Genomic DNA, 25,318 nt, shown 5'->3' on the forward strand with positions numbered 1-25,318 from the left:
GTCAACGCGCTGTCCGGCCGGTTTCCTGGCGTTCGGTAACTCCGTGACCAGGTGGCCTCGGGGACCGTCGCGGCGCTGCCGCGCTAGGTCGCGGTCCGGCCCTCCGCTTGCCCCCTCGTGACGTGCGACTTATCCAACGGGGACAGGCAAGGAGCGTGCCCATGAAGCCCCGCGTCCGCAGCGCCGCGCTCAGCGGCTACGTCCCCCTCGCCCGCTCACTCGGCATCGCACCGGAACCGCTGCTGCGCGAGGTGGGCCTGCGCCCCGCCGAACTCTCCGTACAGGACCGGTGGATCCCCGGGCCCGCCGTGACCCGGCTGCTCGAACGGTCGGCCGCCGTGGCGGGCCGCGAGGACTTCGGGCTGCTGCTCGCCGGCCGGCGCCGGTTCGCGAACCTGGGACCGATCAGCCTGGTGGCGCGCGAGGAGCCGACACTGCGCAGCGCGCTCGATCTGCTGATCCGCCACGAGGACGCCTACAACGAGATGCTGCACGGCCGGCTCGACGAGACGGAGGGCCGGTCGGTCCTGAAGGTGTGGCTCGAATCGGGTGAGCCGGAGCCCGCACGGCAGGCGACGGAGCTGGCCGTGGGCGTCTTCCACCACGTCGTGCGGGAGATCCTGGGCGACCGCTGCCGCCCCGCCGCCATCTGCTTCACCCACCCGGCACCCACCGAACCCGGCACCCACCACCGTCTGTTCGGCCCCGCCGTGGAGTTCGGCCGCGCGTTCAACGGCCTGGTGCTGCACACGCGTGACCTCGACGCCCCCAATCCGCACTCGGACCCGCTCCTGCACGCGTACGCCCGCCAGTTCTTCGACTCGGTCACCGAGCCGCGCGGGACCGCCCTCGTCGACCAGGTGCGGGAGCTGATCGAGGCGCTGCTGCCGACGGGGCGCTGCTCCATCGAGGAGGTCGCGCACAGTCTCGGTGTGGACCGCAGGACGGTGCACCGGCATCTGGCGTCGGCGGGGCACACGTTCTCCTCGTTGCTCAACGCCACCCGCGCCCGCCTCGCCGAGCAGTTGGTGGCGAACCCGCGCCAAACGCTGACCGAGATCTCGCTCCTCCTCGGCTTCTCCGCGCCCAGCGGCTTCTCGCGCTGGTTCCGCGAGCAGTTCGGCTGCACGCCGCGGGCCTGGCGGGCCCGGCGTACGGAGAGTTCGGAACGTACAGGGAGGTCGGAAACGGCGGGGAATTCGGAAACAGCGGGGAGATCAACTCCTGTCCCCAAGTGACAAGTTGGCTGTCCCTTCGGGTTAAGCGGGCCGCGTAACCCGTCCTTAACGTGGCGGTGGTAGGCGAGAAACCGCACCGAAGGGTACGAATCCATGCATTTCCACGACGACTCCCTCTACCCCGAGAACCAGCAGAAGCTGGTGATCCAGGCGGCGCCGTACGGCCCCGAGTGGCTGCCCGGCGACGCCGACGACCTGCCGCTGACCATGGACGAGCACGTTCAGGCCGCCGTGGACTGCTACAACGCCGGCGCCACCGTGCTGCACATCCACGTACGCGAACTCGACGGGCACGGCTCGAAGCGCCTGTCGATGTTCAACGAGCTGATGGGCAGGCTGCGCGAGGCCGTGCCGGACATGGTGCTCCAGATCGGCGGCTCGATCTCCTTCGCCCCCGAGGACGAGGGCGGCGACGCGCAGTGGCTCAGCTACGACACCCGCCACATGCTGGCGGAGGTCTCGCCGAGCCCCGACCAGGTCACCATCGCCATCAACACCAACCAGATGAACATCGTCGAGATCTTCGACGACGCCGACATCGAGGGCACGTCCATCGCCAAGCCGGGCTACTACAAGGCGTACCGGGACATGGTGGTCGAGGCGGGCCCCGATTTCTACCTGGAGCACCTCAAGCGGCTGCGGGCGAACGGCATCCAGCCGCACTTCCAGCTCGCCAACCTGTCCCAGCTGGAGACGGTCGAGCGCCTCGTCCGCAAGGGCGAGTACCACGGCCCGCTCGTCCTCAACTACGTGGCGATCGGCGGCGGGTTCGCGGGCCGGCACCCCGCCGACCTGGTCGAGTTCATACGTCGTGTGCCGGACGGCGCCGTGCTCACCATCGAGGCGTCTATGCGCGCGGTGGCTCCTATGAACGCGGTCGGGATCGCGCTCGGCGCCCATGTCCGCGTAGGCAACGAGGACAACCTCTGGAGCCGCAAGGGCGAGCGGATGTCGTCGGTGCAGCAGGTCGAGCAGATGGTGCGGATCGCCGACGCGGTCGGCCGCGAGGTGGCCTCCGGGCCGGAGGCGCGGGAGATCTACCGGCTCGGCGAGTGGTACGACAGCACGGACGAGACGCTCGCGCAGCTCGGCATGGTGCCCAACCGCCGCCCCGGGCAACGGGGTTCGATGCTGCGCTCCGTCTCCGAGTCCGGGGGCGGTCGCTGATGGCGTACGCGGTCCGCTTCCAGGAGACCGGTGGCCCCGATGTGCTGCGCTGGGAACAGGTCGCGGTGGGCGCCCCGGGCCCCGGCGAGGTGCGCATCCGGCATCAGGCGGTCGGCCTGAACTTCGCCGACACCTATTTCCGCACCGGCCTGTACCCGGCGCCGCTGCCCGCGGGGCTCGGCGTCGAGGGCGCGGGCGTGATCCTGGCCGTGGGACCGGGTGTGACGGGCTTCGCCGCGGGCGACCGGGTCACGTACACGGGCAGCCCGCTCGGCGCGTACAGCACCGAGCGCGTCATGCCGACGGGGTCCCTGATCAAGCTGCCGGACGCGATCGGCTTCGACACGGCCGCCGCCATGACGATGCGCGGCCTGACCTCCGCGTATCTGCTGCGCCGCATCCACCCCTTGCAGTCGGGGGACACGATCCTGCTGCACGCGGCGGCCGGTGGCGTCGGGCTGATCCTCACCCAGTGGGCGAAGCTGCTCGGCATCAGGGTCATCGGCACGGTCTCCACGGAGGAGAAGGCGGCCGTCGCCCGCGAGCACGGCTGCGACCACACCATCCTGTACCGGCGCGAGAACGTCGCGGAGCGGGTGCGTGAACTCACCGACGGGGAAGGCGTTCCGCTGGTCCTCGACAGCATCGGCAAGGACACCGTCGAGGCGTCGATGGCCTCGCTGCGCCGCCGCGGACTGCTGGTGTGCTTCGGTACGGCGTCGGGTGTGCCACCGCTGGACGCCATGCAACTGGCCGTCCACGGCTCGCTGTTCGTGACGCGGCCCGCGCTCGCCGACTACATCGCCGATCCGGCCGAACGGGCCGCTCTCGCCGGGGAGTTGTTCGACCACGTGGCGGCCGGCCGGATCACGGTCCGGATCCCGCAGCGGTTCGCGCTGCCGGACGCGGTGGACGCGCACCGCGCCCTGGAGTCGGGCCGCACGACGGGCTCGTCCGTCTTCGTCCTCTGAACCTCCTCCGAACCTCTCCGCGCTTCTCCGGGAGTCCCCATGCCTGTCCGTACCGCCCTCACCGTCGAACCCCTGACCTGCACACTCGGCGCCGAGCTGCACGGGGTTCAGCTCAGCGACGCCGCCCGCGACGAGGAGTTGTTCGTCGAGATCCGTCAACTCCTCCTCCAGTACAAGGTGTTGTTCCTGCGCGACCAGGACATGTCGCGGTCCGAACACGTCACCTTCGCCTCCCGCTTCGGCCCGCTGGAGGACCATCCGGTGGCGGGCAGCGACCCCGAGCACCCCGGCCTCGTCCGCATCTACAAGGACCTCGACAGCAAGCCCGAGCACTACGAGAACGCCCTGCACTGCGACGCGACGTGGCGCGAGTGCCCGCCCATGGGCGCGGTGCTGCGCTGCGTCGAGGGCCCGGCGGTCGGCGGCGACACCATGTGGATCGACATGGCCGAGGCGTACCGGCGCCTGCCCGACCGGGTCAAGCAGCGCATCGAGGGGCTGCGCGCCCGGCACAGCATCGAGGCGACGTTCGGCGCGGCCCTGCCGACGGCGGAGCGACACGCGCTCAAGGAACGCTTCCCTGACGCGGAGCACCCGGTGGTGCGCACACACCCGGAGACCGGCGAGAAGATCCTCTTCGTCAACGCGTTCACCACACACTTCGTGAACTACCACCGCCCCGAGAACGTACGCTTCGGCCAGGACTACGCGCCCGGCGCCGCCGACCTCCTCCGCTACCTGATCAGCCAGGCGGCCGTCCCCGAGTACCAGGTGCGCTGGCGCTGGAGCCCGGACTCCGTCGCGATCTGGGACAACCGCTCGACTCAGCACTACGCCGTCCAGGACTACTGGCCCGCCGTGCGCCGCATGGAGCGCGCCGGCATCACCGGCGACCGACCGTTCTGATGACGGGGTCGGTACTGACGTCGGAGGCCTCGGAGGCCGCGGACACCCCGCCGGTCGTCTCACGCCGCTACGCGTGGCTGGTGTTCGCGCTGAGCTTCGCCCTGCTGCTGTCCGACTACATGTCGCGGCAGGTGCTCAACGCCGTCTTCCCGATGCTCAAGGCCCAATGGCTGCTGTCCGACGGCCAGTTGGGCACCCTGAGCGGTGTCGTCGCCCTCATGGTCGGCGTGCTGACCTTCCCGCTGTCGCTGCTCGCGGACCGCTGGGGGCGGGTGCGCATCCTGGTCGCGGCCGCCTCGGTGTGGAGCCTGGCAACCCTGGGCTGCGCCGTCGCGGCGGGCTACGGCGAGATGTTCCTGGCCCGCTTCGTGGTCGGCATCGGGGAGGCGGCGTACGGCAGCGTCGGCATCGCGGTGGTGCTCAGCGTCTTCCCTTTGGCCCTGCGGGCGACGCTGGCCGGCGCGTTCATGGCCGGAGGCTCGTTCGGGTCCGTCCTCGGTGTCTCGGTCGGCAGCGTCGTGGCCCAGGCGCACGGCTGGCGCTGGGCGTTCGGCGTGATGGGCCTGTACGGGCTCGTGCTCGCGGTCGTCTACGGACTCGTCGTCAAGGAACGCCGGATCGGCGGCACCGACCAACGGTCCAAACGCACCCAACGCCCTTCGATCCGCCCACAGTTGCCCCACCTCTTCAACTCGGTCTCCGTCATCTGCGCCTACGTCGGCAGCGGTCTGCAGATGTTCCTGGCGATGGCGCTGCTGACGTGGATGCCCAGCTATCTGGACCGGGCGTACGGCCTGCCGACGAGCAAGGCGGGCCTGGCGGCCGGGGTGTTCGCCCTCATCGGCGGGATCGGCATGATCGCCTGCGGCGCCGTCGCGGACCGCCTCAGCCGGTCGGCGCCGATCCGCAACTGGACCGTGTCGATCGTCTGCAGCCTCGGCTCCCTCGCCCTCCTGGCCACCGGTTTCCTACTGCCCACCGGCCCGGCGCAGCTCGCGCTGGTCGGCCTCGGCACGCTGCTCGCGGGTGGCACGTCGGGCCCCGCGGCGGCGATGGTGGCGAGCCTGACGCCCGCCGCCCTCGCGGCGACGGCGCTCGCCACGCTCACCCTCGCCAACAGCCTCATCGGCCTCGCGCCCGGCCCCGCCCTGACCGGCATGCTCGCCGACCACCTGGGCCTGGCCGGGGCGCTGCGCGTGATCCCGCTGGTCGCACTCCTGGGCGCCACGGCCTTCGCCATCGGCAGAAGCACGTACGAGAAGGACCTGCGCCGACCGACCACCTTGGGGCCCTCCCCATGAACAACGTGAGCGGCACGAACAACATGCACAACCCGGAACAGCCCACCGTGGTGATCGTCCCCGGCCTGCGGGACCACGTCCCGGACCACTGGCAGACCTACCTCGCCCATGAACTCCCCCGCTCCCGCACGGTCCCACCACTGGAACACGACCGCCTGAGCCTCGCCGCCCAAGTGACGTCACTGGAAAGGGAGTTGATGGAGACGTCCGGCCCCGTCCTCCTGGTGGCGCACAGCGCGGGCGTGCTGACCACCGTCCACTGGGCGCGGCAGCACAGCGCACGCGTCGTCGGAGCACTGCTCGCCGCCCCGCCCGACTTCGACGCCGAACTGCCCGACGGCTACCCCTCCCGCAAGGAGCTGCGCGAGCACGGCTGGTCACCGGTCCCGCGCGAGCGACTCCCCTTCCCCAGCATCGTCGCCGCGAGCAGGAACGACCCCTTGGCCTCCTTCGACCGGGCGAGTTCCCTGGCCGCCTACTGGGGCAGCCGCCTCGTGGACCTCGGCCCGGTCGGCCACCTCAACCCCACCTCCGGCTACGGACGTTGGCCCCGCGCCATGGACTTGCTGAGCGAACTCGTCTCCAGAAGCGCGGCCAGCCCGTCGACGTAGATGCCGTGGAAGAGCTCCTCGGCCTCGGCGTCGGTCACTCCGACCGGGGTGAACGAGCCGGACCACTCGACGCGGGAGGTGTCCGGGCTACCGGGGACGGGGTGGACCGTCAGGGTGGAGAGGTAGCCGGTGACGGGGAACGGGGCCTGCTCGATGGCGTAGCTGTAGCGGCGCTCGGCTTCGTTGAACTCGACGAGCCGCTCGACGATGACGCCACCGTCCGCGTTGGTGAGGCGGCGCACGCGGCCACCCTCACCGAGTTCGCTCTTCGGGATGTACGGGAGCCAGTCCGGCAGCGAGCCGAAGCCGCCGATGAGCTGCCAGACGCGGTCGGGGCTCTGCGGGATGTCGAGGGATGCGGTGGTGGAAGCCATCGTGGGCCTCTCCTTCACGGTCAACTGGGTCAACTGGTTCGGGTTCAGGCGTTGTTCGGGAGCGGGGCGGCAGGGCTGACGAGGCCCTCGGCGCGCAGCTCGGTCCAGAACGCGGCCGGGATCTCCTCGGCGAGGGCGGCGGTGTCCTCGGCGATGCGGCTGGGGCGGGTGGCGCCGGGGATGACGGCGGCGGAGGCCGGGTGGGCCAGGGAGAACTGCAGGGCGGCGGACTTGATGCCGATGCCGTGCTTCTCGGTGAGGGCCTTGAGCCGGCCGACGCGCTCGATGATCTCGGCGGGCGCCTCCGCGTACTCGAAGTGGGTGCCACCGGCGAGGATCCCGGAGCTGTAGGGGCCGCCGGCCACCATGTCGACGCCCTGCTCCTGGGCCATCGGAAGCAGACGCGTGAGGGCGTGCTCGTGGTCGAGGAGGGTGTAGCGACCGGCGAGCAGGAAGCCGTCCGGCTGCGGCTCGTCGAGGGCGAGGGTCAGCTCGATGGGCTCGGTCTTGTTGACGCCGAGGCCCCAGGCCTTGATGACGCCCTCGTCGCGCAGCCGGGACAGGACGCGGAAGGCGCCGGTGCGGGCCTCCTCGAACTTCTGGATCCACTGGTCGCCGTGGAAGTCCTGGGCGATGTCGTGGACCCAGACGATGTCGAGGCGGTCGGTGCCGAGGCGCTTGAGGCTGCCCTCGATGGAGCGCTCGGTGGCGTCGGCGGTCCACTCGTGGAGGATCTTGTTCGGGTTGCCGTGCTCGAACAGGCCGCCCTTCTCGCCGAAGTCGGGGACGTCCGTCTCGTGCTCGTCGAGGATGACGCGGCCGACCTTGGTCGACAGCACGTAGGAGTCGCGCGGCTTGGTGGACAGGACCTCGCCCAGGCGCTCCTCGGCGAGGCCCGCGCCGTAGAAGGGGGCGGTGTCGAAGTAGCGGATGCCGTGGTCCCAGGCCGCCTCGACGGTGGCGCGGGCCTCGTCGTCGGGGATCGCGCGGAACATGTTGCCGAGGGGAGCGGTGCCGAATCCGAGCCGGCCGGGGAGGAGGGACTTGATGCCCATGGAGCTCTTTCCTTGCCTTGGTGCTGGTGTGTCTTGGTGCTGGTGTGTCCTGGCGCTGTACGCCTGCTGCTGCGTGCGCGGCCTTGCGGAAATTTCTTGTGGTTTCTCCTGCTCCGCGCCTCTTGCTCCTCCGAGGTTAGGATCAACGGGTAAGACCGTCCAAGACTCACTTGGACACACTTGAGTCCCCCGAGGTCCAACATGCTTGACCTGCGACAACTTCGCTATTTCGTGGCCGTGGCCGAGGAGGAGCACGTCGGCCGGGCCGCCGAACGACTGCACATCTCGCAGTCGCCGCTGAGCCGGCAGATCGCCCAGCTGGAGAAGAACCTCGGCCTGAGCCTGTTCGAGCGCAGCCAGCAGCGCATCCGGCTCACCTCCGACGGCCGCGTCTTCCTCACCGAGGCGACCGCCCTGCTGCGGCACGCCGCCCGCCTGGAGAACCTCGGCCGCCGTCTCGGCCGCGGCGAGGAGGGCGGCCTGTGCGTCGGCTACGTCGGCGACGCCATGCACACCGGCCTGCTGCCCAAGGCGCTGCGCTCCCTCAACGAGGAGCGCCCCGGCATCCACGTCGCCCTCTACGACATGACCGCGCACGACCAGTTCGAGGGCCTGCGCCAGCGCAGCCTCGACATCGCCCTGGCCCCGGAGGCGCCGCCCGAGGACGATCCGGACCTGCGCAGCGCGCTCCTCCTGGAGGACCCGCTGCTGCTGGCCGTCCCCAGCACCCATCCGCTGGCGGACGCTGCCGAGGTGCGGCCCGAGGACCTCGACGGTCTGCCGTGGATCGCGGTCGAGGACGGTCAGGACCACGTCTGGCGGGACGACTTCGTCGCGGCCTGCGCCGCCGCCGGGTTCACCCCGGACATCCGCTTCGAGGCACCCGAACCGCTCACGGCGGTGGGTCTGGTGGCGTCGGGGCTGGGCATGGCGTTCGTCCAGCGGAGCATGCTGACCGGCCGCACCGCCGGGATCACCGTGCGCGAACTCCCCTGGTTCCAGCGGTCCGTTCGGCTGTGGGCGAGCTGGCACCGGATCGATCTGCGGCCGGTCGTCGCGTCGTTCCGTACGACGGTGCTGGCTACCGGGGACGGGGAGTCCAACGACTGAGGCGCTGCTAGACAACTCCCCAGCCCCGCAACCCCGTTGGGAGGCTCAGCGCAGCGGGTCGAACGCCGTCAGGTCCGTCCCCGGCTCCGCCCCGCGCGCCAGCCGGGCCGCGACCGAGCCCGCGTACGGGCCCATGGTGAGGCCGGACGCGCCGAGGCCGTTGACCACGACCAGGCCGGGGACCTTCGGGACCGCGCCGAGCAGCGGGCGGATGCCGGGGCCCACCGGGCGGAACCCGATGCGGGTCTCCACGTGCGTGGCGTCGGCGAGGCCGGGGGCGACCGCCAGCGCCTCGTCGAGCACCTCCTTCATTCCGGCCGCGGTGACCCGGTGGTCGAATCCGGCGCCGTCCTCGCGGGTGGCGCCGACCACGATCCGCGAGTCGTCGAAGGCCAGCAGGTAGTGCCGGGACATCGGCAGCACGACCGGCCAGTCCGTGGTGTCCGTGCCCGGCAGGCGCAGGTGCATGATCTGGCCGCGCTGCGGCTCGACCCGTACCTGCACACCGAGCGGTTCGAGCAGTTCGGGCGCCCAGGCTCCGGCCGCCACGATCACGGAGTCCGCGCCGATGGTCTCGCCGTCGACCCGCACGCCGCGCACCGCGCAGTCGGCCCCGTCCGCGACGAGCGCCGCCGTGCCCTCGACGATCCGGGCGCCGTGCCGCACCGCCGCCCGGCACATCGCGTCCCGCACCAGGCGGCCGTCGAGGCGTGCCGCGCCGGGGATGTGCACGGCGGGGCCCCCGTGCCCGAGCGGCGGGAAGAGCTCGCGGGCCCGACGCGCGTCGACCAGCTCCACGTCGCCCGCGAGCGGGGACCCGGCCGCACGCTCGGACACCCGCCGCAGCACGTCCTCCGCCTCGTCCTCGGTGGTGAGCCGCAGCGAGCCGACCTTCCGGTACCCGAGGTCGGTCTCCCCATCGGCGGCGAGGGCCGCGCGCAGGTCCTCGTAGTACTCGGCACCCGCGACCGCCATCCGGTACCAGTCCGGGTCGTCGACCCGGGACGACCACGGGCAGATGATGCCGGCGCCGGCGGACGTGGCGCGCCCCTCGATCCGCGAGTCCACGAGGGTCACGTCGACCCCGGCGCGGGCGAGTTCGTACCCGGCGGCCGCTCCGGCGATCCCGCTGCCGACGATCACTGTGCGCATGCGTGCTCCTTCTCGTTTCCGGTTCGACCGCGTCCACGTGACCGAGCAACGGGGCGGGATCGACGCCCGCCCCACTGCAGGACTCCGACCTGTACGTTCCTACATTCGGACGACGGTTCGGAGCCTGTAGGGACGCCCGGTAAACTCCCTACACGTGACTGCGCCTGCAAAGCCCCGTATCCCGAATGTTCTCGCCGGCCGCTATGCCTCCGTCGAGCTCGCCACCCTCTGGTCCCCCGAGGAGAAGGTGAAGCTGGAGCGACAGCTCTGGCTCGCCGTGCTGAAGGCCCAGAAGGACCTCGGGATCGACGTCCCGGACGCCGCCATCGCCGACTACGAGCGCGTGCTCGACCAGGTCGACCTGGCCTCCATCGCCGAGCGCGAGAAGGTCACGCGGCACGACGTGAAGGCCCGCATCGAGGAGTTCAACGCGCTCGCCGGGCACGAGCAGGTCCACAAGGGCATGACGTCCCGCGACCTGACGGAGAACGTCGAGCAGCTGCAGGTCCGGCTGTCCCTCGAGCTGATCCGGGACCGTGCCGTCGCCGTGCTCGCGCGCCTCGGCAAGCTGTCCGGCGAGTACGCGGAGCTGGTCATGGCCGGCCGCTCGCACAACGTCGCCGCGCAGGCCACCACCCTCGGCAAGCGCTTCGCGACCGCCACCGACGAGCTGCTCGTCGCGTACGGCCGGGTCGAGGAGCTGCTGAACCGCTACCCGCTGCGCGGCATCAAGGGCCCGGTCGGCACCGCCCAGGACATGCTCGACCTGCTCGGCGGCGACGCCGACAAGCTGGCCGACCTGGAGCAGCGGATCGCCCAGCACCTCGGCTTCTCGCAGGCCTTCACCTCCGTCGGCCAGGTCTACCCGCGCTCGCTCGACTACGAGGTCGTGACCGCGCTCGTCCAGCTCGCCGCGGCCCCCTCGTCGACGGCCAAGACGATCCGGCTGATGGCCGGGCACGAGCTCGTGACCGAGGGCTTCAAGCCGGGCCAGGTCGGCTCCTCCGCGATGCCGCACAAGATGAACACCCGCTCCTGCGAGCGCGTCAACGGCCTCATGGTGATCCTGCGCGGCTACGCGTCGATGACCGGCGAGCTGGCGGGCGACCAGTGGAACGAGGGCGATGTGTCCTGCTCCGTGGTCCGCCGTGTCGCGCTGCCGGACGCGTTCTTCGCGCTCGACGGTCTGCTGGAGACGTTCCTGACCGTGCTCGACGAGTTCGGTGCCTTCCCGGCCGTCGTCGCCCGTGAGCTGGACCGCTACCTGCCGTTCCTCGCCACCACGAAGGTGCTCATGGCGTCGGTGCGGGCCGGGGTCGGCCGCGAGGAAGCGCACGAAGCGATCAAGGAGAACGCCGTCGCCTCCGCCCTCGCGATGCGCGAGCAGGGCGCCGAGCGCAACGAGCTGCTCGACAAGCTCGCCGCCGACTCCCGCATCCCGCTGGACCGTGCGCAGCTCGACGAGCTGATGGCGGACAAGCTGTCGTTCACGGGCGCCGCCGCCGGTCAGGTCGCGCAGATCGTGGCCCGCGTCGAGGAGATCGTGAAGCAGCACCCGGAGGCCGCCGGTTACACGCCGGGGGCGATCCTCTGACCCGGCTTACCCAAGCGGACCTGGAGGCCGCTCGTGACCGTCTCGTTCCGGACGTCGTCGCGAGCGGCCTTCGGGTTCTCTTCTGCGGGATCAACCCGGGCCTCATGACGGCCGCCACCGGCCACCACTTCGCCCGCCCCGGCAACCGCTTCTGGCCGGTCCTCCACCTCTCCGGCTTCACGCCCCGGCAGCTCAAGCCGTCCGAGCAGGAGGAGCTCCTCTCGTACGGGCTCGGGATCACGAACGTCGTCGCGCGGGCCACCGCACGGGCGGACGAGCTGAGCGCGGAGGAGTACCGGGAGGGCGGGCGCGTACTGGAGGAGAAGGTCGCCGAGCTGCGGCCACGCTGGCTCGCCGTGGTGGGCGTGACCGCGTACCGCTCGGCCTTCGGTGAGCCCAAGGCGAAGATCGGCCCGCAGGAGCGGACGATCGGCGGCGCCCGGGTGTGGGCGCTGCCCAACCCCAGTGGCCTGAACGCCCATTGGACGGCGGCGACCATGGCGGAGGAGTACGCACGCCTCCGCGAGGCCGCCACCGACGACGCCTAGGCCCCTATAAAGAGTTCCTGGCTCACGGCTTGCTGGCCACCACCCCGTACTGGGCGACCTGCGTGCCCTCCTCGTCGCGCCAGCGCGCGCACGAGACGAGGCCGGGCTCCACGAGGTCCAGGCCGTCGAGGAACGCCGCCACCTCGGCACCCGTGCGGGCGGTGATCGGCGGCTTCGCGTTCTCGTTCCAGAACGCCATGGCCTCCGTGTTGCCCTCGCCGCCCAGTTCGAGGGTGGGGTGGGTGAGGACGACGTAGCTGCCCGAGGGGACGGCGTCGACGAGCTCGCGCACGATGGACGTGGCCTCCTCCGTGTCGAGCACGAAGTTGAGGATGCCCAGGAGCATGATCGCGACCGGGCGGTCGAAGTCGAGGGTCTCGGAGGCCGCGTCGATGATCGCCCTCGGGTCGCGGGCGTCCGCGTCCACGTAGTTGGTGCGGCCCTCGGCGGAGCTGGTGAGCAGCGCGCGGGCGTGGGTGAGGACGATCGGGTCGTTGTCGACGTAGACGACGCGCGCGTCCGGCGCGATGCGTTGGGCGACCTCGTGCGTGTTCTCCACGGTCGGCAGGCCCGTGCCGATGTCGAGGAACTGGCGGATGCCCGCCTCGCCGGCGAGGAAGCCGACGGCGCGCCCCAGGAACGCGCGGTCGGCGCGGGCGACCTCGCCGATGCTCGGGTACATGGACGTCACCATGTCGCCGACCTTCTCGTCGACCTCGTAGTGGTCCTTGCCGCCCAGCCAGTAGTTCCACACGCGCGCGTTGTGCGCGATGTGGCTGGAGATCCGTCCCTCCGGCCTGGACCCGTCGGTGTCAGTCATGCGATCTCCCTCGTACGTTGCCGGGCTCCACTCAAGATCCCATCTTGGCACGGGAGTTCGATGATGTGCGCGACAGGCCCGCCGCTCTATGCGTCCCTGCGCCGCACGGCCCACCATCCGGCGAGCAGCGCGGCCGTCGCCCACAGCGCGGTCACGGCGAGCCCGGCCCAAGGACCGAGGGAGCCCTCCGCGTGCTGGTGGAGGATCTGCTGGCCCGCGCGGTCGGGCAGGAAGTCGGCGACCGAGCCCGCGATGTCCCCGATGACGAAGGACACGATCAGCAGGAACGGCACGAGGATGCTCAGCACCGCCACCGCGCTGCGCAGCACGGCCGTGAGCCCCGCCGCGAACAGCGCCATCAGCGCCAGATACACCCCGCCGCCGACGCAGGCCCGCAGCGCCCCCGGGTCGCCGAGGCCGAGCGTGTACGGGCCCATGAACGCCTGGCCCACGAGGAACGCGGTGAAGGTCGTGAGCAGGCCGACGACGAGCCCGCAGCCGCCGATGACCGCCGTCTTCGCGGCGTAGAAGAGGTTCCGGTTCGGCACGGCGGCGAGCGAGACGCGCAGCGCGTTGTTCAGGTACTCGGAGGAGACGGCCGTGGCGCCGAAGGCGAGCACCGCGATCTGGCCGAAGTTGAGGGCGTAGAACGCCTCGAAGAGGAGGTCGCCGCCGTTGCCTGCCTCTTCCTGGCCGATGGTGGAGAACGTGAGGGTGGTGATGGTGAGGGTCGCGACGAAGACGGCGAGCAGCGAGCCGAAGCTGCCGCGCAGCGATCTGATCTTGATCCACTCGGAGTGCAGTACGGCGGTGGTCGACATGGCGGGCGTGGCGGACACGGCGGTCATGGGTCAGGCCTCCTGGAGGGGCGTGGCGGCGAACTCGGCGTCGTTCGCGGTGAGGGCGAGGTAGGCCTGCTCCAACGAGGCCTGTTCGTCGGCGAGTTCGAGGACGGGGACACCTTCGGCGGCGGCCAGCGCGCCCACGTCGGCGGCGGTGACGCCCTCCACGTCGCAGCGGCCGTCGTCGGCGAGCGTCACCGTGTGTCCCGCGCGCACGAGTGCGGCGCGCAGCCGGGCGGGGTCCGTGGAGCGCACCCGTACGCGGCGGGTGCTGTGCGCGGCGATGAAGTCCGGCATGGGGGTGTCGGCGAGGAGCCGGCCGCGGCCGAGGACGACGAGGTGGTCGGCGAAGGTCGCGGTCTCGTTCATGAGGTGGCTGGAGACCAGCACCGTGCGTCCGGCGCGCGCGAGGTCGCGCAGCAACTCCCGGATCCAGATGATGCCTTCGGGGTCGAGCCCGTTGGACGGCTCGTCGAGCAGCACGACTTCGGGGTCGCCGAGGAGCGCCGCCGCGATGCCGAGCCGCTGCCGCATACCGAGCGAGAACGTCTTGACCCGCTTCTTCGCCACGGATGCGATCCCGGCCTGTTCCAGCACCTCGTCGACCCGTCGCGTCGGGATCCGGTTGCTGACGGCGAGCGCCCGCAGGTGCTCCCGCGCGGTGCGGGAGCCGTGCGCCGCCTGCGGGTCGAGCAGGGCGCCCACCACGCGCAGCGGTTCGTTGTACGTGGCGTACGGGCGGCCCCCGATGAGCGCGGTCCCGGAGGTGGGGCGGTCGAGGCCGAGGGCGAGGCGCATCGTGGTGGACTTGCCGGCGCCGTTCGGGCCGAGGAAGCCGGTGACGCGGCCGGGGCCGACCTGGAAGGTCAGCCCGTCGACGGCGCGCGTCGTGCCGTACTCCTTGGTGAGGTCCTGGACGTCGATACTGGTCATGGCCTCAGAATCGTCCGCGTCAGGGTGCTCGGGCCTCCCCCGCCCGGGGAGTTCGCCTCCCCCGTGCGGGGGAGCCGTCGGGCGCGGGGCGGCTGGCACGATGACGGTATGCCCCGCTTCCTGAGACCGCTCGCGCGCGCGGTCACCTACACCCGCTGGCTGCATCTGCTGTGCTCGTCGGTGATCGCCTTCGTGTTCGCGATGGTCTACCCGGGGCTCTCCTCTCCCACTGTGGGCGACTGGGTGCTCGTCTACGTGACACCGGTGCCGCTGCTCCTGTTGCTCGGTTCGATTCCGGTGATCCGGCGCTCGGAGGGGCTGCAGGCCCGGATGATGCTGTTTCCGGGGAAGCACGCGCGCGGGGCCGATCACGCGGGCGGGACCGATCACGTGCGTGGGGCCGACACCGGCGCGGAGCGCGAGATCTCGGTCGCGCCCTCGGCGTCGTGGCAGGACCGCGGCCGCACGTCGGTATGGATGGTGTTCCGACTGTTCCTCGGGCTCACGGTCGGCCTGTTCTCGGGCCAAATGGCCGCCCTGACAATGGAGTTGACCGGCAACGTCATGGGCATGCGGCCCGAGTCGTTCTCGCCGCTGCCCGTGCCGGAGGGGCGCTGGTCGTGCGCGGTGACGATCCCCCTCGTCCTGCTGTTCATGGTGTACGCGGTGGCGGGCGCGGGGTGGCTGACGGCCCGCGCGGCCCAGGTGCTCCTCGGGCCGTCCGGGGCGGAGCGGCTCGCCGCCCTGGAGGAGCGCACCGAACAACTCCTGGAGCGCAATCGTATCGCCCGCGAGCTGCACGACTCCATCGGCCATGCGCTCACCGTCGCCGTCGTGCAGGCGGGTGCGGCGCGGGCGGCGGGCGATCCGGCGTTCACGGACCGGGCCCTCGGCGCCATCGAGGAGACCGGCCGGGCCGCCCTGGAGGAGCTGGAGCGGGTGCTCCTGGTGCTGCGCGAGGCGGAGCAGCCGGTGGGCAGCCGCCCCACCCTCCAGGAGGCGGACCGACTGCTCGACTCGGCGCGGGCCTCGGGGGCGAAGGTGGAGGTGACGGTGTCGGGCCCGCTGGAGACGGTGCCGGGGCCGGTGTCCCGCGAGGGCTACCGCATCCTTCAGGAGGCGCTCACGAACGTGCTGCGGCACTGCGGAACCGTGCCGGTCACCGTGACCCTCCAGGTCGCCGACAAGCACCTCGTCCTGGAGGTGCGCAACCCGCTGCCGCCGGAACGCGGGTCCGGTCACGGCGGTACGGGAAGCGGCCTGCGCGGCGTCCGGGAGCGCGCGGCACTGCTCGGCGGCCACGCACGGACGGGCCCGCTCCACGACGAGTGGCAGGTTCACGTCGAACTGCCGATCGCCTGATCCGTCGCGTGATCTAGTCTGGCGGCGTGCCGCTGACTGTTCTGCTCGTAGACGACGAACCGCTCGTCCGCGCGGGCCTGCGCGCCGTCCTCGAAGCGCAGCCGGACATCACGGTGGTGGGCGAGGCCGCGGACGGTGCGGCGGTCGTGCCACTGGTCCGCGAGCTGCGGCCCGACGTGGTCGCCATGGACGTACGCATGCCGCTGCTCGACGGGATCGAGGCCACGCGCGCGGTGCTGCGCGGCGCCGAGCGGCCGCCGAAGATCCTCGTGATCACCACGTTCGAGAACGACGAGTACGTGTACGGGGCGCTGCGCGCGGGCGCCGACGGCTTCCTCCTGAAGCGGGCACGCCCCGAGGAGATCGTGCACGCGGTGCGCCTCGTCGCGGCGGGCGAGTCGCTCCTGTTCCCGGCCGCGGTCCGCAAGTTGGCGGCGGAGTACGGGAGTTCGGTGGCCCGTGCGGCTCTGGAGCGCGCGGCGCTGACCGAACGCGAGGAGCAGGTGCTGCGGCTCATGGCGCGCGGCCTGTCGAACGCGGAGATCGCCGCGGACCTCGTCGTCGGCACCGAGACGGTCAAGTCCCACGTGAGCGCGGTGCTGACGAAGCTGGGCGCGCGGGACCGGACGCAGGCGGTGATCGCGGCGTACGAGTCGGGGTTCGTGGCACCGAGTTGAGTCCCGACCTGCATCGTTGTTGAAGCCCGACCTGCACCGTTCCGGGCGCGCGCGGGTGAGCAACGTACGTCACAGAGGTGCACCCGACTCTCGCCGGTGTCGGCGGCTGCGGGTACCATCCGGCGAACACGCGCGACTGCGGGGAGGACGACGGTGGGGCGGCTGACCGGCGGAGACCCCTCTCTGCTCAGGCGGATCAATTCCGCGGTGGTGCTGCACGCGCTGCGCTCCACCGATTTCGCGACGCTCACCGAGGTCACCCGCGTCACCGGCCTGTCGCGGCCCACCGTGGAGGGCGTCGTCGAGGGGCTCATCGTGGCCGGGCTCGTCGTGGAGACCACGGTCGAGGAGCCGGGTGCGCGGCGGCAGGGCCGGCCCGCGCGCAAGTTCCGCTTCCGGGCCGAGGCCGGGCATCTGCTCGGCCTGGAGATCGGCGCGCACCGGGTGACAGCGGTGCTCTCGGCGCTCGACGGCAGGGTGCTCGGTTCGGCGTCCAAGGAGGTCGACGAGGCCGCGTCGGTGGACGAGCGACTGGAGAAGCTGCGCGGCACCGTCGCCGATCTGCTGCGCCGCGCGGGCGTGGCCCGTGGCTCGCTGTGGGCGGTCGGCGTCGGCAGCCCGGGGATCGTGCAGGCGGACGGCACGGTGCGGCTCGGCACCGCGCTGCCGGGCTGGACCGGGCTTCCGCTCGGCGAGCGGCTGCGACGCTCCTTCAAGTGCCCGGTCCTCGTGGAGAACGACGCGAACGCGGCGGCCGTGGCCGAGCACTGGCAGGGCGCCGGGGCGAAGACCGACGACATGGTGTTCGTCCTCGCGGGGCTCAGCCCCGGGGCCGGCGCCCTGATCGGCGGCCGCCTGCACCGTGGCTTCGGGGGCGCCGCCGGGGAGATCGGCGCGCTGCACCTGCTGGGCCGCGAGGTGCGGCCCGAGGCGCTGCTGTCCACCACGGGCGAACCGCTGCACCCGCTGGACGAGCTCGCCGTGGCGCATGTGTTCACGCTGGCGCGCGAGGGCGACGACCGGGCGGCCGCCGCGGTCGAGCGGTTCCTTCAGCGGCTCGTGCACGATGTCGCGGCGCTGGTGCTCGCGCTCGATCCGGAGCTGGTCGTCGTGGGCGGCTGGGCCGCGGGGCTCGACGGCGTGCTCGAACCGCTGCGGCGGGAGCTGGAGCGCTACTGTCTGCGGCCCCCGCGGGTGACGTTGTCGACGCTGGGCGAGGCGGCGGTGGCCACGGGGGCGTTGCGGCTCGCACTCGACCATGTAGAAGAGGAACTCTTCGCTACGGAGAGCACGGTGACCGCACGCCGGTAGGCACCGGCGCGCTCCGTACCAAAGCCCCCGTCTTTACGAAGCCCGAGGCTTACGAACCCCGAGTCCTACGAAGCCCGCGTCTGCGGAGCGTGGTGGATCTCCACGCCCGCCGTGTCACCGAAGGTGAGCCGGCAGGTGTCCGCGCGGTAGGTCGCCACCGAGACGGCGGCGGTCGTGCCGCGGCTGAAGTAGCGGGTCGTCACGACGAGCACCGGGGCGCCGGGCAGCCGGTCGAGCTCCTTCGCGTCGTCGGCGCGCGCCGAGCCCAGCTCGACCGCGCGGTCCTCCCCGTCGAGCCCGAGGCGCTGCAGCTCCCGCACGACCGCACGCGCGCGTGCGGCGCCGGACGCGGCGTCGATGGCCGTCAGGTCGGGGGCCGAGCCCACGGGGACGTACAGCAGCTCGGCGGCGACCGGCTGGCCGTGCGAGACCCGCGTGCGGCGCAGGACGTGCACCTCGGTGTCCGGCGCGGTCTCCAGGGCCGCGGCGACGGCGCCCGGCGGAACCTCGAACGTGGAGTCGACGGCCTGCCACGCGTCCTCGCTGCCACCGGGCCAGTCCCGGTCGTTCGACGCGACGGCGACGCCCATGCGGGGCGGCGCGACCGTGGTGCCGACGCCGCGGCGGCGCTGCAGCCGGCCTTCCAGCTCCAGCTGCTCCAGGGCCTGACGGAGGGTGGCGCGGGCGACGCCGAAGCGGGCCGCGAGGTCCCGCTCGTTCGGCAGGATCTCGCCCACCGTGAACTCGGAGTCGAGCGCATCGGTCAGCACGGTCTTCAGGTGCCAGTACTTCGGCTCCGGAGCCGCTTCCAACTGCGTGGTCCCCACCCTGTCCTCCGCAACAGCCGCGCCCTGGCAGGTTTTTATCGACCTTGTTTATTAAAGGTTCCTGCCTTATCCCTGCGAGCGTAGGACTGCTCTCGGAACTTGGTCAATACCAATCGTCGTCCGGTTCTCACAGGGCGGAACGCGGCGCACACAGAGCGGAACGCGGAAGGCCCGCCCCCGTTTGCGCAACGGGAGCGGGCCTTGACCGGGCGTGCGGAGCGGCGGCTAGCGGAGCGAGCCGAGCTTGTCCGGGTTGCGCACGATGTAGATCTGCTGGATCCGGCCTTCGCCCACGCCGAGTTGGAGGACGGCGTCCGGCTTGCCGTTGACGGTGACGAGCACACCGAGCGTTCCGTTGAACTCCACGATGTGCAGCTCGAAGCCCTCCGCACCTCCCTGTCGCACGGCGCCCTGCACGAACCGGCCCACCTTGTCGGCGCTCTCGATGACCCGCAGCGGCGCCCTGGCCTTGCCGCCGCTGTCGCCCACGAGCTGGGCGTCCGGGGCGAGCATGGCCATCAGCCCGTCGAGGTCGCCCTCGGTGGCGGCGGCCAGGAAGCGCTCGGTGAGGTCGCGCTGCTGGACCGGGTCGACGTCGAAGCGGGGCCGGCGCTCGTCCACGTGCTTACGCGCGCGCGTAGCGAGTTGCCGCACGGCGGCCTCGCCCCTCTCCAGCGTGCCGGCGATCTCCGCGTAGGAGAGGCCGAATGCCTCCCGCAGCACGAACACCGCGCGCTCCAGCGGCGAGAGGGACTCCAGGACGACGAGGACCGCGAGCGACACGGAGTCGGCGAGCACGGCCTGCTCGGCGGTGTCGGGCACCGTGGGCCCGAAGTCGGTGACGAGCGGCTCGGGCAGCCACGGCCCAACGTAGGACTCGCGGCGCGACTGGGCCTGTCGCAGCCGGTCGATGGCGAGCCGGGTGGTGATGCGCACCAAGTAGGCGCGCGGTTCCCGGACGTCGGCCCGGTCCGCGCGGGACCAGCGCAGCCAGGCGTCCTGCACCACGTCCTCCGCGTCGGCTACCCGGCCCAGCATGCGGTAGGCCACGCCCATGAGGACGGGGCGGTGCTCTTCGAAGTCATCGATCTCTGTGTCGGTGGCCACCCACCCATCCCATAGGACGCGTCGGGCGCTGTCCAGCGGGCGCCCCGCCACTTCGGTTCGGCTGTGCCCCTTGAACTGCGGGCTACTGAGCGGTAATTGTTGCTGACAAGGAGTCTAAGGGCCTGTCTTCAAACTCCCGTCGTCGCCCGGAGGGCGGCCCGGCGGCGCCTGGTGCGTGCGATCGCAAGGCGCCGGAGAGTCCTAGTAGCGGAGCTACTCGGGCTTTTCGGCAACGCAGCGAGCGTGCGTGCCAGGCGCCGCCGGGCAGACGGGAGTTTGAAGACAGGCCCTGAGGAGACCGTCGCGGCGTGGCGGGGACAGGGAGCGAGCGACATGGTGACAGAGGCGTCCTTCAGCATCGAGAGCGCCGGAGGGACCCACACCGTGCGCCTCGCGTACGAGCGCGCGGGCACCGGTGAGCCGCTGCTTCTGCTGCACGGGATCGGGCACCACTGGGAGGCCTGGCAGCCGGTGCTGCCGATCCTCGCGGCGGAGCGGGACGTGATCGCGGTGGATCTGCCGGGGTTCGGGAAGTCGCCCGCGCTGCCGGACGGGCTCGCGTACGACCTGGCGGGCGTGATCCCCGTCCTCGACGCGTTCTGCCGCCACATAGGGGTCGAGCGGCCGCATGTGGCGGGGAATTCGCTGGGCGGGCTGCTCGCCCTCGACCTCGGCCGGGAGAAGCTCGTACGGTCCGTCACGGCCCTCTCCCCCGCCGGGTTCTGGAACGGGGCCGAGCGGCGCTACGCGTTCGGGACGCTGCTCGCGATGCGGGCGGGCGCGCGGGCCCTGCCGGTGCCGGTGATCGAGCGGCTCTCCCGCTCCGCGGCGGGCCGCGCGGCGCTCACCAGCACCATCTACGCGCGGCCCGGCCGCCGTTCACCCGAGGCGGTCGTCGCGGAGACGCTGGCCCTGCGGGATGCGGTCGGATTCCGGAAGACGCTCGACGCGGGGCGCGCGGTGCAGTACGCCCACGACATCCAGGAGCTGCCGGTCACGATCGCGTGGGGCACCAGCGACCGCATCCTCGTGCGCCGCCAGGGCATCCGTGCCAAGCACGTCATCCCGCAGGCCCGCCTGATCAAGCTTCCCGGCTGCGGGCACGTCCCGATGAACGACGACCCGGCGCTCGTCTCGCGGGTGATCCTCGACGGGAGCCGGTGAGGCGGGAGTCGGTGAGGCGGGAGCCGGTGAGGCGGCAGCCGCTGACGTACGGGACAGCCGAGCGAACACACCCGAGCCCAGGGCGACACCGGCGGCCACGAGCACGCTGCCCGCGCCCTGGGCGATGCCGTACGTCCCGGAGCCGACCAGAGGCGCGGTGCAGGCCGCCGCGACGGGGATCAGCCCCGAGAACAGCGTGGCCCGCTCGGCGCCGATCCGCTGCATGCCCATGTACCAGCACACGAAGCCGACGACGGTGACGATCACGGCCTGCCAGGCCAGGGCCGCGAGCTCGGCGCCGTCCGGCCTGCGCAGCCAGGAGCCGCCGTCCACGACGATCCCCACGACGGCGGCCTCCAGCGCGGCGATCCCGCAGACCGTGCAGGCCAGCAGCCGGGGGCCGAGCGGGCGCAGCACCGGCACGGCGAGCACCGCGAAGCCGACCTCGCCCGCGAGGGCGCACACGGAGAAGACGATCCCGGCGACGTCCGTACGCCCCCACCCCTGAACCGTCAGGGCCCCGGCCGCCACGAGCAACGCCCCGTACAGCACGGCCCGTTGCGGCCGCACTCCGCTCAACAGGGGTACCAGTACGGCGACCACGACGGGCGCGCATCCTACGAAGACGCCGGGTACCGCGGGTTCGGCGGAGCGTTCCGCGGCGAGCACCGCGAGGTTGAAGCCGACCATGCCGACGGCGGCGAGCAGCGCGAGCCGGCCCCACTGGCGCGGTGTGAGCCGCCGCAGCGGGCGCAGGCTGCCCTTCCCGAGCAGCGGCAGGAGCAGCAGGCACGCGACGGCGTAGCGGATGAACTGGCCCCCGGCGTACGGGTAGTGGCCCAGGACGCTGTTGGCGGTGAAGGAGCCGCCCACGAGGACGCAGGCGAGGGCGGCGAGCAGGGAGCCTCGGAGTGAAGTGGCGTTCATGGAGGCGACGTTAGGGAGGGCGGGTGGTCCGTCACGAGGTCCATTCGCGCGGCCGTATCGGGGACCAATCGCGGGTCGATCGCGGGCCGATCACGGACACCCGGGTGGCCACCGTAGGGTCCCGGTATGACACAGCCGCCCGCTCCGGGAAGCCGCGAATCACCCACCCCCGCCTGGGAGTTGCTGCTGCCCGCGTCGTCCGCCCCGGCACGCGCGCGTGGCCGTGCCCTCCAGTCCTCGCGGCGGGAGGCGGTGCGTTCGGGGCGGCTCGCGCCCGACACCCGGTTGCCGTCGAGCAGGGATCTGGCGCGGGACCTCGGGGTGTCGCGGGGCCTGGTCACGGAGGCGTACGAGCAGTTGACCGCCGAGGGGTATCTGCGCGCCGGGCGGGGTGCCGGCACGTGGGTAGGTGAGGCGGCGCGGGCGTCCGCGCCGGGCGCGAGCGACCTGGCGCCACGACCTTCGACCGGCGTCCGGGCCGACTTCGTGGCGGGAACCCCGGACCTGTCGCTGTTCCCGCGCGCGGCGTGGTCGGCGGCGCAGCGCGCGGTACTCCTCGACCTTCCGCACCACACCCTCGGCTACCCGGACCCACGCGGCCTCCCCCATCTGCGTACGGCCCTCGCCGAGCTGCTCGTCCGGCGGCGCGGCGTGGTGGCGGACCCGGAGCGGATCATCGTGTGTTCCGGGGTGACGCAGGCGGTGACGCTGCTCGGCATCGTGCTCCGCGCGCGCGGGCAGCACGCCATCGGCGTGGAGAAACCCGGCAGCCCGCAGTTCGAGGACCTGTTCGCGACGGTGGGCTCACGGGCGGTGCGCCTCCCGATGGACGACGAGGGGCTCGCCATGGGGCCTCTGCGGGAGTCCGGGGTCCGCACGGTGATCACCACTCCGTCGCACCACTTCCCGTCGGGCATCGCGTACTCGGCGCCCCGCAGGACACAACCCCTCGCCTGGGCCAGGCGGGTGGGCGGCCTGATCGTGGAGGACGACTACGACGGCGACTTCCGCTACGACCGCGCCCCCGTGGGCGCGCTGCAAGGACTCGACCCCGAGCACGTCGCGTACACCGGATCGGTGAGCAAGTCGCTGGCGCCGGGGCTGCGGCTCGGCTGGCTGATCGTGCCGGACGCGCTGACCGACGACGTCGTCGCGCGCAAGCGCTACATGGACCTCGGCAACCCGGCCCTCGACCAGGCGGTGCTCGCCCGCTTCGTCGAGCGCGGCGATTACGACCGGCACCTGCGCCGCTGCCAACGCGCGTACAAGGAACGCCGCGACGCCCTGGTGACGGCGCTGCACGAGCACCTGCCCGGCACCGAGGTCTCCGGCATCGCGGCGGGCCTGCACGCCATCGCCACGCTCCCCGACCGCTTCGGCCCGCACCAGGAGCTCCTGGACCGCTTCGCGACCGCCGGGGTGTCCGTCCGCCCGCTCGGCCACTACGGAGGCGGCACGACCGGCGGCCTGTCCCTCGTGATCGGCTACGCGCACCTGCCCCCGGCCCGGATCGCCGAAGGGGTACGCCTCCTGGCACAGGCCGCCCTGCGCGCCAGGTTCCCTTGATGGTGGGGGCAGTTGTTCACTTGGGGTTCGCGTGTGCGCCGTGGCACGGCAGTAGGAGTGGCAGCGCGGCGCCGCGCGCAGGCCATGGCACCGCGCTGTCGTCGAGACCGTCACTGGAGGCGTCCATGTCAGACCGTCCGCAAACATCCCAGCCCGGCCGCCGCGGGGTGCTGCGCGGCGCGCTCGCCACGTCGGCGGCGCTGGCACTTCCGGCGATCGGCGGGGCCGCCGCGCCCGCGTTCGCACTCTCCGGGCGCCCGAAGGCCGGCTGGGGCGTCCAGGCGGGTGACGTGGGCGCGCACTCGGGGCTCGTGTGGGTGCGCTCCGACCGGCCCGCGCGGATGGTCGTGGAGACCTCGGCCACCGAGTCGTTCAAGAAGGTCACCAGATGGCGGGGGCCGCTGATCGGCCCCGACACCGACTTCACCGGGACGACCCGGCTGCGCGGCCTGCCGCCCGGCGAGCAGATCCACTACCGCGTGCGGCTCGCCGACCCGGACGACCCGCGGCGCACCGGCGAGCCCGTCGAGGGGACGTTCCGTACGGCGTCCGTGTCGCGCCGGGACGGGGTGCGGTTCCTGTGGTCCGGGGACATCGCCGGGCAGGGCTGGGGCATCAACCCGGACCGTGGCGGCTGGCGCGTGTACGAGGACATGCGCGCCCTCGACCCGGACTTCTTCCTGTGCAGCGGCGACAACATCTACGCCGACGGCCCGATCCTGCCCAGCGTGACGCTGCCGGACGGGCGGGTGTGGCGCAATGTGACCACCGAGGAGAAGTCCAAGGTCGCCGAGACGCTCGCCGAGTTCCGTGGCGCGTTCCGCTACAACCTGCTCGACGAGAACCTGCTCCGCTTCAACGCCCAGGTGCCCACGATCACTCAGTGGGACGACCACGAGGTGCGCAACAACTGGTACCCCGGCCAGATCCTCAGCGACGAGCGCTACACCGAGAAGAACGTCGACGTGCTGGCGGCCCGCTCGCTGCGCGCGTTCAGCGAGTACTTCCCGATCTCCACGCTGCCGCCGGGCGACGCCGACGGCCGGGTGTACCGGGTGCTGCGGCAAGGGCCGCTGCTCGACGTGTTCGTGCTCGACATGCGGACGTACCGGAACGCGAACTCGCCGGGGCGGCAGGCCGACGACGCCACCGGGATTCTCGGGGCCGAGCAGCTCGCGTGGCTGAAGCGGGAGTTGTCGCGCTCGCGCGCCGTGTGGAAGGTGATCGCCTCCGACATGCCTCTGGGGCTCGTCGTCCCGGACGGCAGCACGAACTTCGAGGCGGTGGCGCAGGGCGATCCCGGCGCGCCGCTCGGCCGCGAGTTGCAGATCGCCGAGCTGCTGCGGCACATCAAGCACGAGCGGATCACCGGCACCCTGTGGCTGACGACCGATGTGCACTACACGTCCGCGCAGCACTACGAGCCGTCGAACGCCGCGTATCAGGACTTCGAGCCGTTCTGGGAGTTCGTGTCGGGGCCGCTCGCGGCGGGCGGGTTCAAGGCGCTGAAGCTGGACGGGACGTTCGGCCCGCGGCAGGCCTTCATCAAGGCGCCGGACCGGAACAACACCTCGCCGGCCGAGACCCCGCCGTACTTCGGGGAGGTCGAGATCGACGGTGGCAGCGGGGAACTCACCGTACGGCTGCGGCAGGAGGGCGGCGACGTGCTGTTCTCGCAGACGCTGCAGCCGGGACGGGTGGGGCAGTGACCCGTCGGCCACCCAGCCAAAATCCGACATAAGCACGCTTAACCCG

23 protein-coding genes and 1 pseudogene are annotated in these 25,318 nt (G+C 72.0%); 15 read left to right on the forward strand and 9 right to left on the reverse strand.

Translation table 11 applies throughout. The annotated features are described in order from the left end of the window. Window positions 1-161 precede the first annotated feature (161 nt). The 6 genes from ACYSUO_RS09785 to ACYSUO_RS09810 all read left to right on the forward strand — a co-directional run bounded on the left by ACYSUO_RS09785 (window position 162) and on the right by ACYSUO_RS09810 (window position 6,194). Window positions 162-1,238 carry an AraC family transcriptional regulator gene (locus tag ACYSUO_RS09785; protein WP_461775662.1) on the forward strand — a complete coding sequence of 359 codons (1,077 nt, stop codon included), beginning with the start codon at window positions 162-164 and terminating at the stop codon, window positions 1,236-1,238. Window positions 1,239-1,331: 93 nt separating this feature from the next. Then, a complete protein-coding gene (locus ACYSUO_RS09790) occupies window positions 1,332-2,405 on the forward strand; it encodes a beta-keto acid cleavage family enzyme (protein WP_461775663.1) in 1,074 nt (357 codons plus the stop codon). Continuing rightward, window positions 2,405-3,376 carry a quinone oxidoreductase family protein gene (locus ACYSUO_RS09795; protein WP_461775664.1) on the forward strand — a complete coding sequence of 324 codons (972 nt, stop codon included), beginning with the start codon at window positions 2,405-2,407 and terminating at the stop codon, window positions 3,374-3,376. Before ACYSUO_RS09790 ends, ACYSUO_RS09795 begins: the two co-directional genes overlap by 1 nt. A gap of 39 nt (window positions 3,377-3,415) precedes the next feature. Beyond that, window positions 3,416-4,282 (forward strand): TauD/TfdA dioxygenase family protein, encoded by an 867-nt coding sequence (locus ACYSUO_RS09800; RefSeq protein WP_461775665.1) that lies wholly within the window; start codon window positions 3,416-3,418, stop codon window positions 4,280-4,282. Further along, window positions 4,282-5,583, forward strand: a complete 1,302-nt coding sequence (locus ACYSUO_RS09805; RefSeq protein ID WP_461775666.1) for an MFS transporter — start codon at window positions 4,282-4,284, stop codon at window positions 5,581-5,583. Before ACYSUO_RS09800 ends, ACYSUO_RS09805 begins: the two co-directional genes overlap by 1 nt. Then, entirely contained in the window at window positions 5,580-6,194 is a 615-nt protein-coding gene (locus tag ACYSUO_RS09810) for an RBBP9/YdeN family alpha/beta hydrolase (RefSeq protein WP_461775667.1), read from the forward strand. The genes ACYSUO_RS09805 and ACYSUO_RS09810 overlap by 4 nt, the downstream gene beginning before the upstream one ends. Here ACYSUO_RS09810 and ACYSUO_RS09815 read toward each other — a convergent pair. Together ACYSUO_RS09815 and ACYSUO_RS09820 are read right to left on the reverse strand one after the other, a co-directional pair. After that, a complete protein-coding gene (locus ACYSUO_RS09815) occupies window positions 6,119-6,568 on the reverse strand; it encodes an SRPBCC family protein (protein ID WP_461775668.1) in 450 nt (149 codons plus the stop codon). The genes ACYSUO_RS09810 and ACYSUO_RS09815 overlap by 76 nt on opposite strands. A 44-nt stretch (window positions 6,569-6,612) precedes the next feature. After that, entirely contained in the window at window positions 6,613-7,623 is a 1,011-nt protein-coding gene (locus tag ACYSUO_RS09820) for an aldo/keto reductase (protein WP_461775669.1), read from the reverse strand. Between the two features lie 201 nt (window positions 7,624-7,824). Between ACYSUO_RS09820 and ACYSUO_RS09825 the strand changes: the two genes are divergently transcribed. After that, window positions 7,825-8,733, forward strand: a complete 909-nt coding sequence (locus ACYSUO_RS09825) for a LysR substrate-binding domain-containing protein (RefSeq protein ID WP_461775670.1) — start codon at window positions 7,825-7,827, stop codon at window positions 8,731-8,733. Window positions 8,734-8,778: 45 nt separating this feature from the next. Here ACYSUO_RS09825 and ACYSUO_RS09830 read toward each other — a convergent pair whose 3' ends face one another. Next, complete coding sequence (locus ACYSUO_RS09830) at window positions 8,779-9,885, reverse strand: NAD(P)/FAD-dependent oxidoreductase (RefSeq protein ID WP_461775671.1); 1,107 nt, start codon at window positions 9,883-9,885, stop codon at window positions 8,779-8,781. 154 nt (window positions 9,886-10,039) lie between these two features. Here ACYSUO_RS09830 and purB point away from each other — a divergent pair, with 154 nt between their 5' ends. Both purB and mug read left to right on the forward strand, forming a co-directional pair. Beyond that, entirely contained in the window at window positions 10,040-11,479 is a 1,440-nt protein-coding gene (purB, locus tag ACYSUO_RS09835) for an adenylosuccinate lyase (RefSeq protein WP_461775672.1), read from the forward strand. Beyond that, window positions 11,476-12,027 (forward strand): G/U mismatch-specific DNA glycosylase, encoded by a 552-nt coding sequence (gene mug, locus ACYSUO_RS09840; RefSeq protein WP_461775796.1) that lies wholly within the window; start codon window positions 11,476-11,478, stop codon window positions 12,025-12,027. Before purB ends, mug begins: the two co-directional genes overlap by 4 nt. A gap of 22 nt (window positions 12,028-12,049) precedes the next feature. Here mug and ACYSUO_RS09845 read toward each other — a convergent pair whose 3' ends face one another. The 3 genes from ACYSUO_RS09845 to ACYSUO_RS09855 form a co-directional block, all read right to left on the reverse strand. Then, window positions 12,050-12,847, reverse strand: a complete 798-nt coding sequence (locus tag ACYSUO_RS09845) for an SAM-dependent methyltransferase (RefSeq protein ID WP_461775673.1) — start codon at window positions 12,845-12,847, stop codon at window positions 12,050-12,052. 86 nt (window positions 12,848-12,933) lie between these two features. After that, on the reverse strand, window positions 12,934-13,668 hold the full coding sequence (locus ACYSUO_RS09850) for an ABC transporter permease (protein WP_461775797.1): 735 nt from the start codon (window positions 13,666-13,668) through the stop codon (window positions 12,934-12,936). A 30-nt stretch (window positions 13,669-13,698) separates the two neighbouring features. Further along, window positions 13,699-14,622, reverse strand: a complete 924-nt coding sequence (locus ACYSUO_RS09855) for an ABC transporter ATP-binding protein (RefSeq protein ID WP_461775674.1) — start codon at window positions 14,620-14,622, stop codon at window positions 13,699-13,701. Window positions 14,623-14,730: 108 nt separating this feature from the next. On the opposite strand from ACYSUO_RS09855, the gene ACYSUO_RS09860 reads away from it, so the two are divergent. From ACYSUO_RS09860 to ACYSUO_RS09870, 3 genes are all read left to right on the forward strand, one after another. Further along, the gene (locus ACYSUO_RS09860; protein WP_461775675.1) at window positions 14,731-15,984 is read left to right on the forward strand and encodes a sensor histidine kinase; all 1,254 of its coding nucleotides are present in this window, start codon (window positions 14,731-14,733) and stop codon (window positions 15,982-15,984) included. Between the two features lie 26 nt (window positions 15,985-16,010). Then, window positions 16,011-16,661, forward strand: a complete 651-nt coding sequence (locus tag ACYSUO_RS09865) for a response regulator (protein WP_266722225.1) — start codon at window positions 16,011-16,013, stop codon at window positions 16,659-16,661. A gap of 153 nt (window positions 16,662-16,814) precedes the next feature. Continuing rightward, the gene (locus ACYSUO_RS09870; RefSeq protein ID WP_461775676.1) at window positions 16,815-17,972 is read left to right on the forward strand and encodes an ROK family protein; all 1,158 of its coding nucleotides are present in this window, start codon (window positions 16,815-16,817) and stop codon (window positions 17,970-17,972) included. A gap of 65 nt (window positions 17,973-18,037) precedes the next feature. Here ACYSUO_RS09870 and ACYSUO_RS09875 read toward each other — a convergent pair whose 3' ends face one another. Further along, window positions 18,038-18,799, reverse strand: coding sequence for a GntR family transcriptional regulator (locus ACYSUO_RS09875; RefSeq protein ID WP_461775677.1), 762 nt, complete (start codon window positions 18,797-18,799; stop codon window positions 18,038-18,040). A gap of 225 nt (window positions 18,800-19,024) precedes the next feature. Continuing rightward, entirely contained in the window at window positions 19,025-19,906 is an 882-nt protein-coding gene (sigJ, locus tag ACYSUO_RS09880) for an RNA polymerase sigma factor SigJ (protein ID WP_461775678.1), read from the reverse strand. A gap of 333 nt (window positions 19,907-20,239) precedes the next feature. On the opposite strand from sigJ, the gene ACYSUO_RS09885 reads away from it, so the two are divergent. Continuing rightward, the gene (locus ACYSUO_RS09885) at window positions 20,240-21,070 is read left to right on the forward strand and encodes an alpha/beta fold hydrolase (RefSeq protein ID WP_461775679.1); all 831 of its coding nucleotides are present in this window, start codon (window positions 20,240-20,242) and stop codon (window positions 21,068-21,070) included. Window positions 21,071-21,160: 90 nt separating this feature from the next. Here the strand turns inward: ACYSUO_RS09885 and ACYSUO_RS09890 are convergent. After that, window positions 21,161-21,997, reverse strand: a pseudogene (locus ACYSUO_RS09890) (DMT family transporter); the annotation flags it as partial. A gap of 126 nt (window positions 21,998-22,123) precedes the next feature. Between ACYSUO_RS09890 and pdxR the strand changes: the two are divergent. Together pdxR and ACYSUO_RS09900 are read left to right on the forward strand one after the other, a co-directional pair. Then, window positions 22,124-23,563, forward strand: a complete 1,440-nt coding sequence (gene pdxR / locus ACYSUO_RS09895; RefSeq protein ID WP_461775680.1) for a MocR-like pyridoxine biosynthesis transcription factor PdxR — start codon at window positions 22,124-22,126, stop codon at window positions 23,561-23,563. A gap of 125 nt (window positions 23,564-23,688) precedes the next feature. Next, window positions 23,689-25,272 (forward strand): alkaline phosphatase D family protein, encoded by a 1,584-nt coding sequence (locus ACYSUO_RS09900; RefSeq protein WP_461775681.1) that lies wholly within the window; start codon window positions 23,689-23,691, stop codon window positions 25,270-25,272. The last annotated feature ends 46 nt before the right edge of the window (window positions 25,273-25,318 follow it).

Source organism: Streptomyces sp. UC4497 (genome assembly GCF_054871485.1).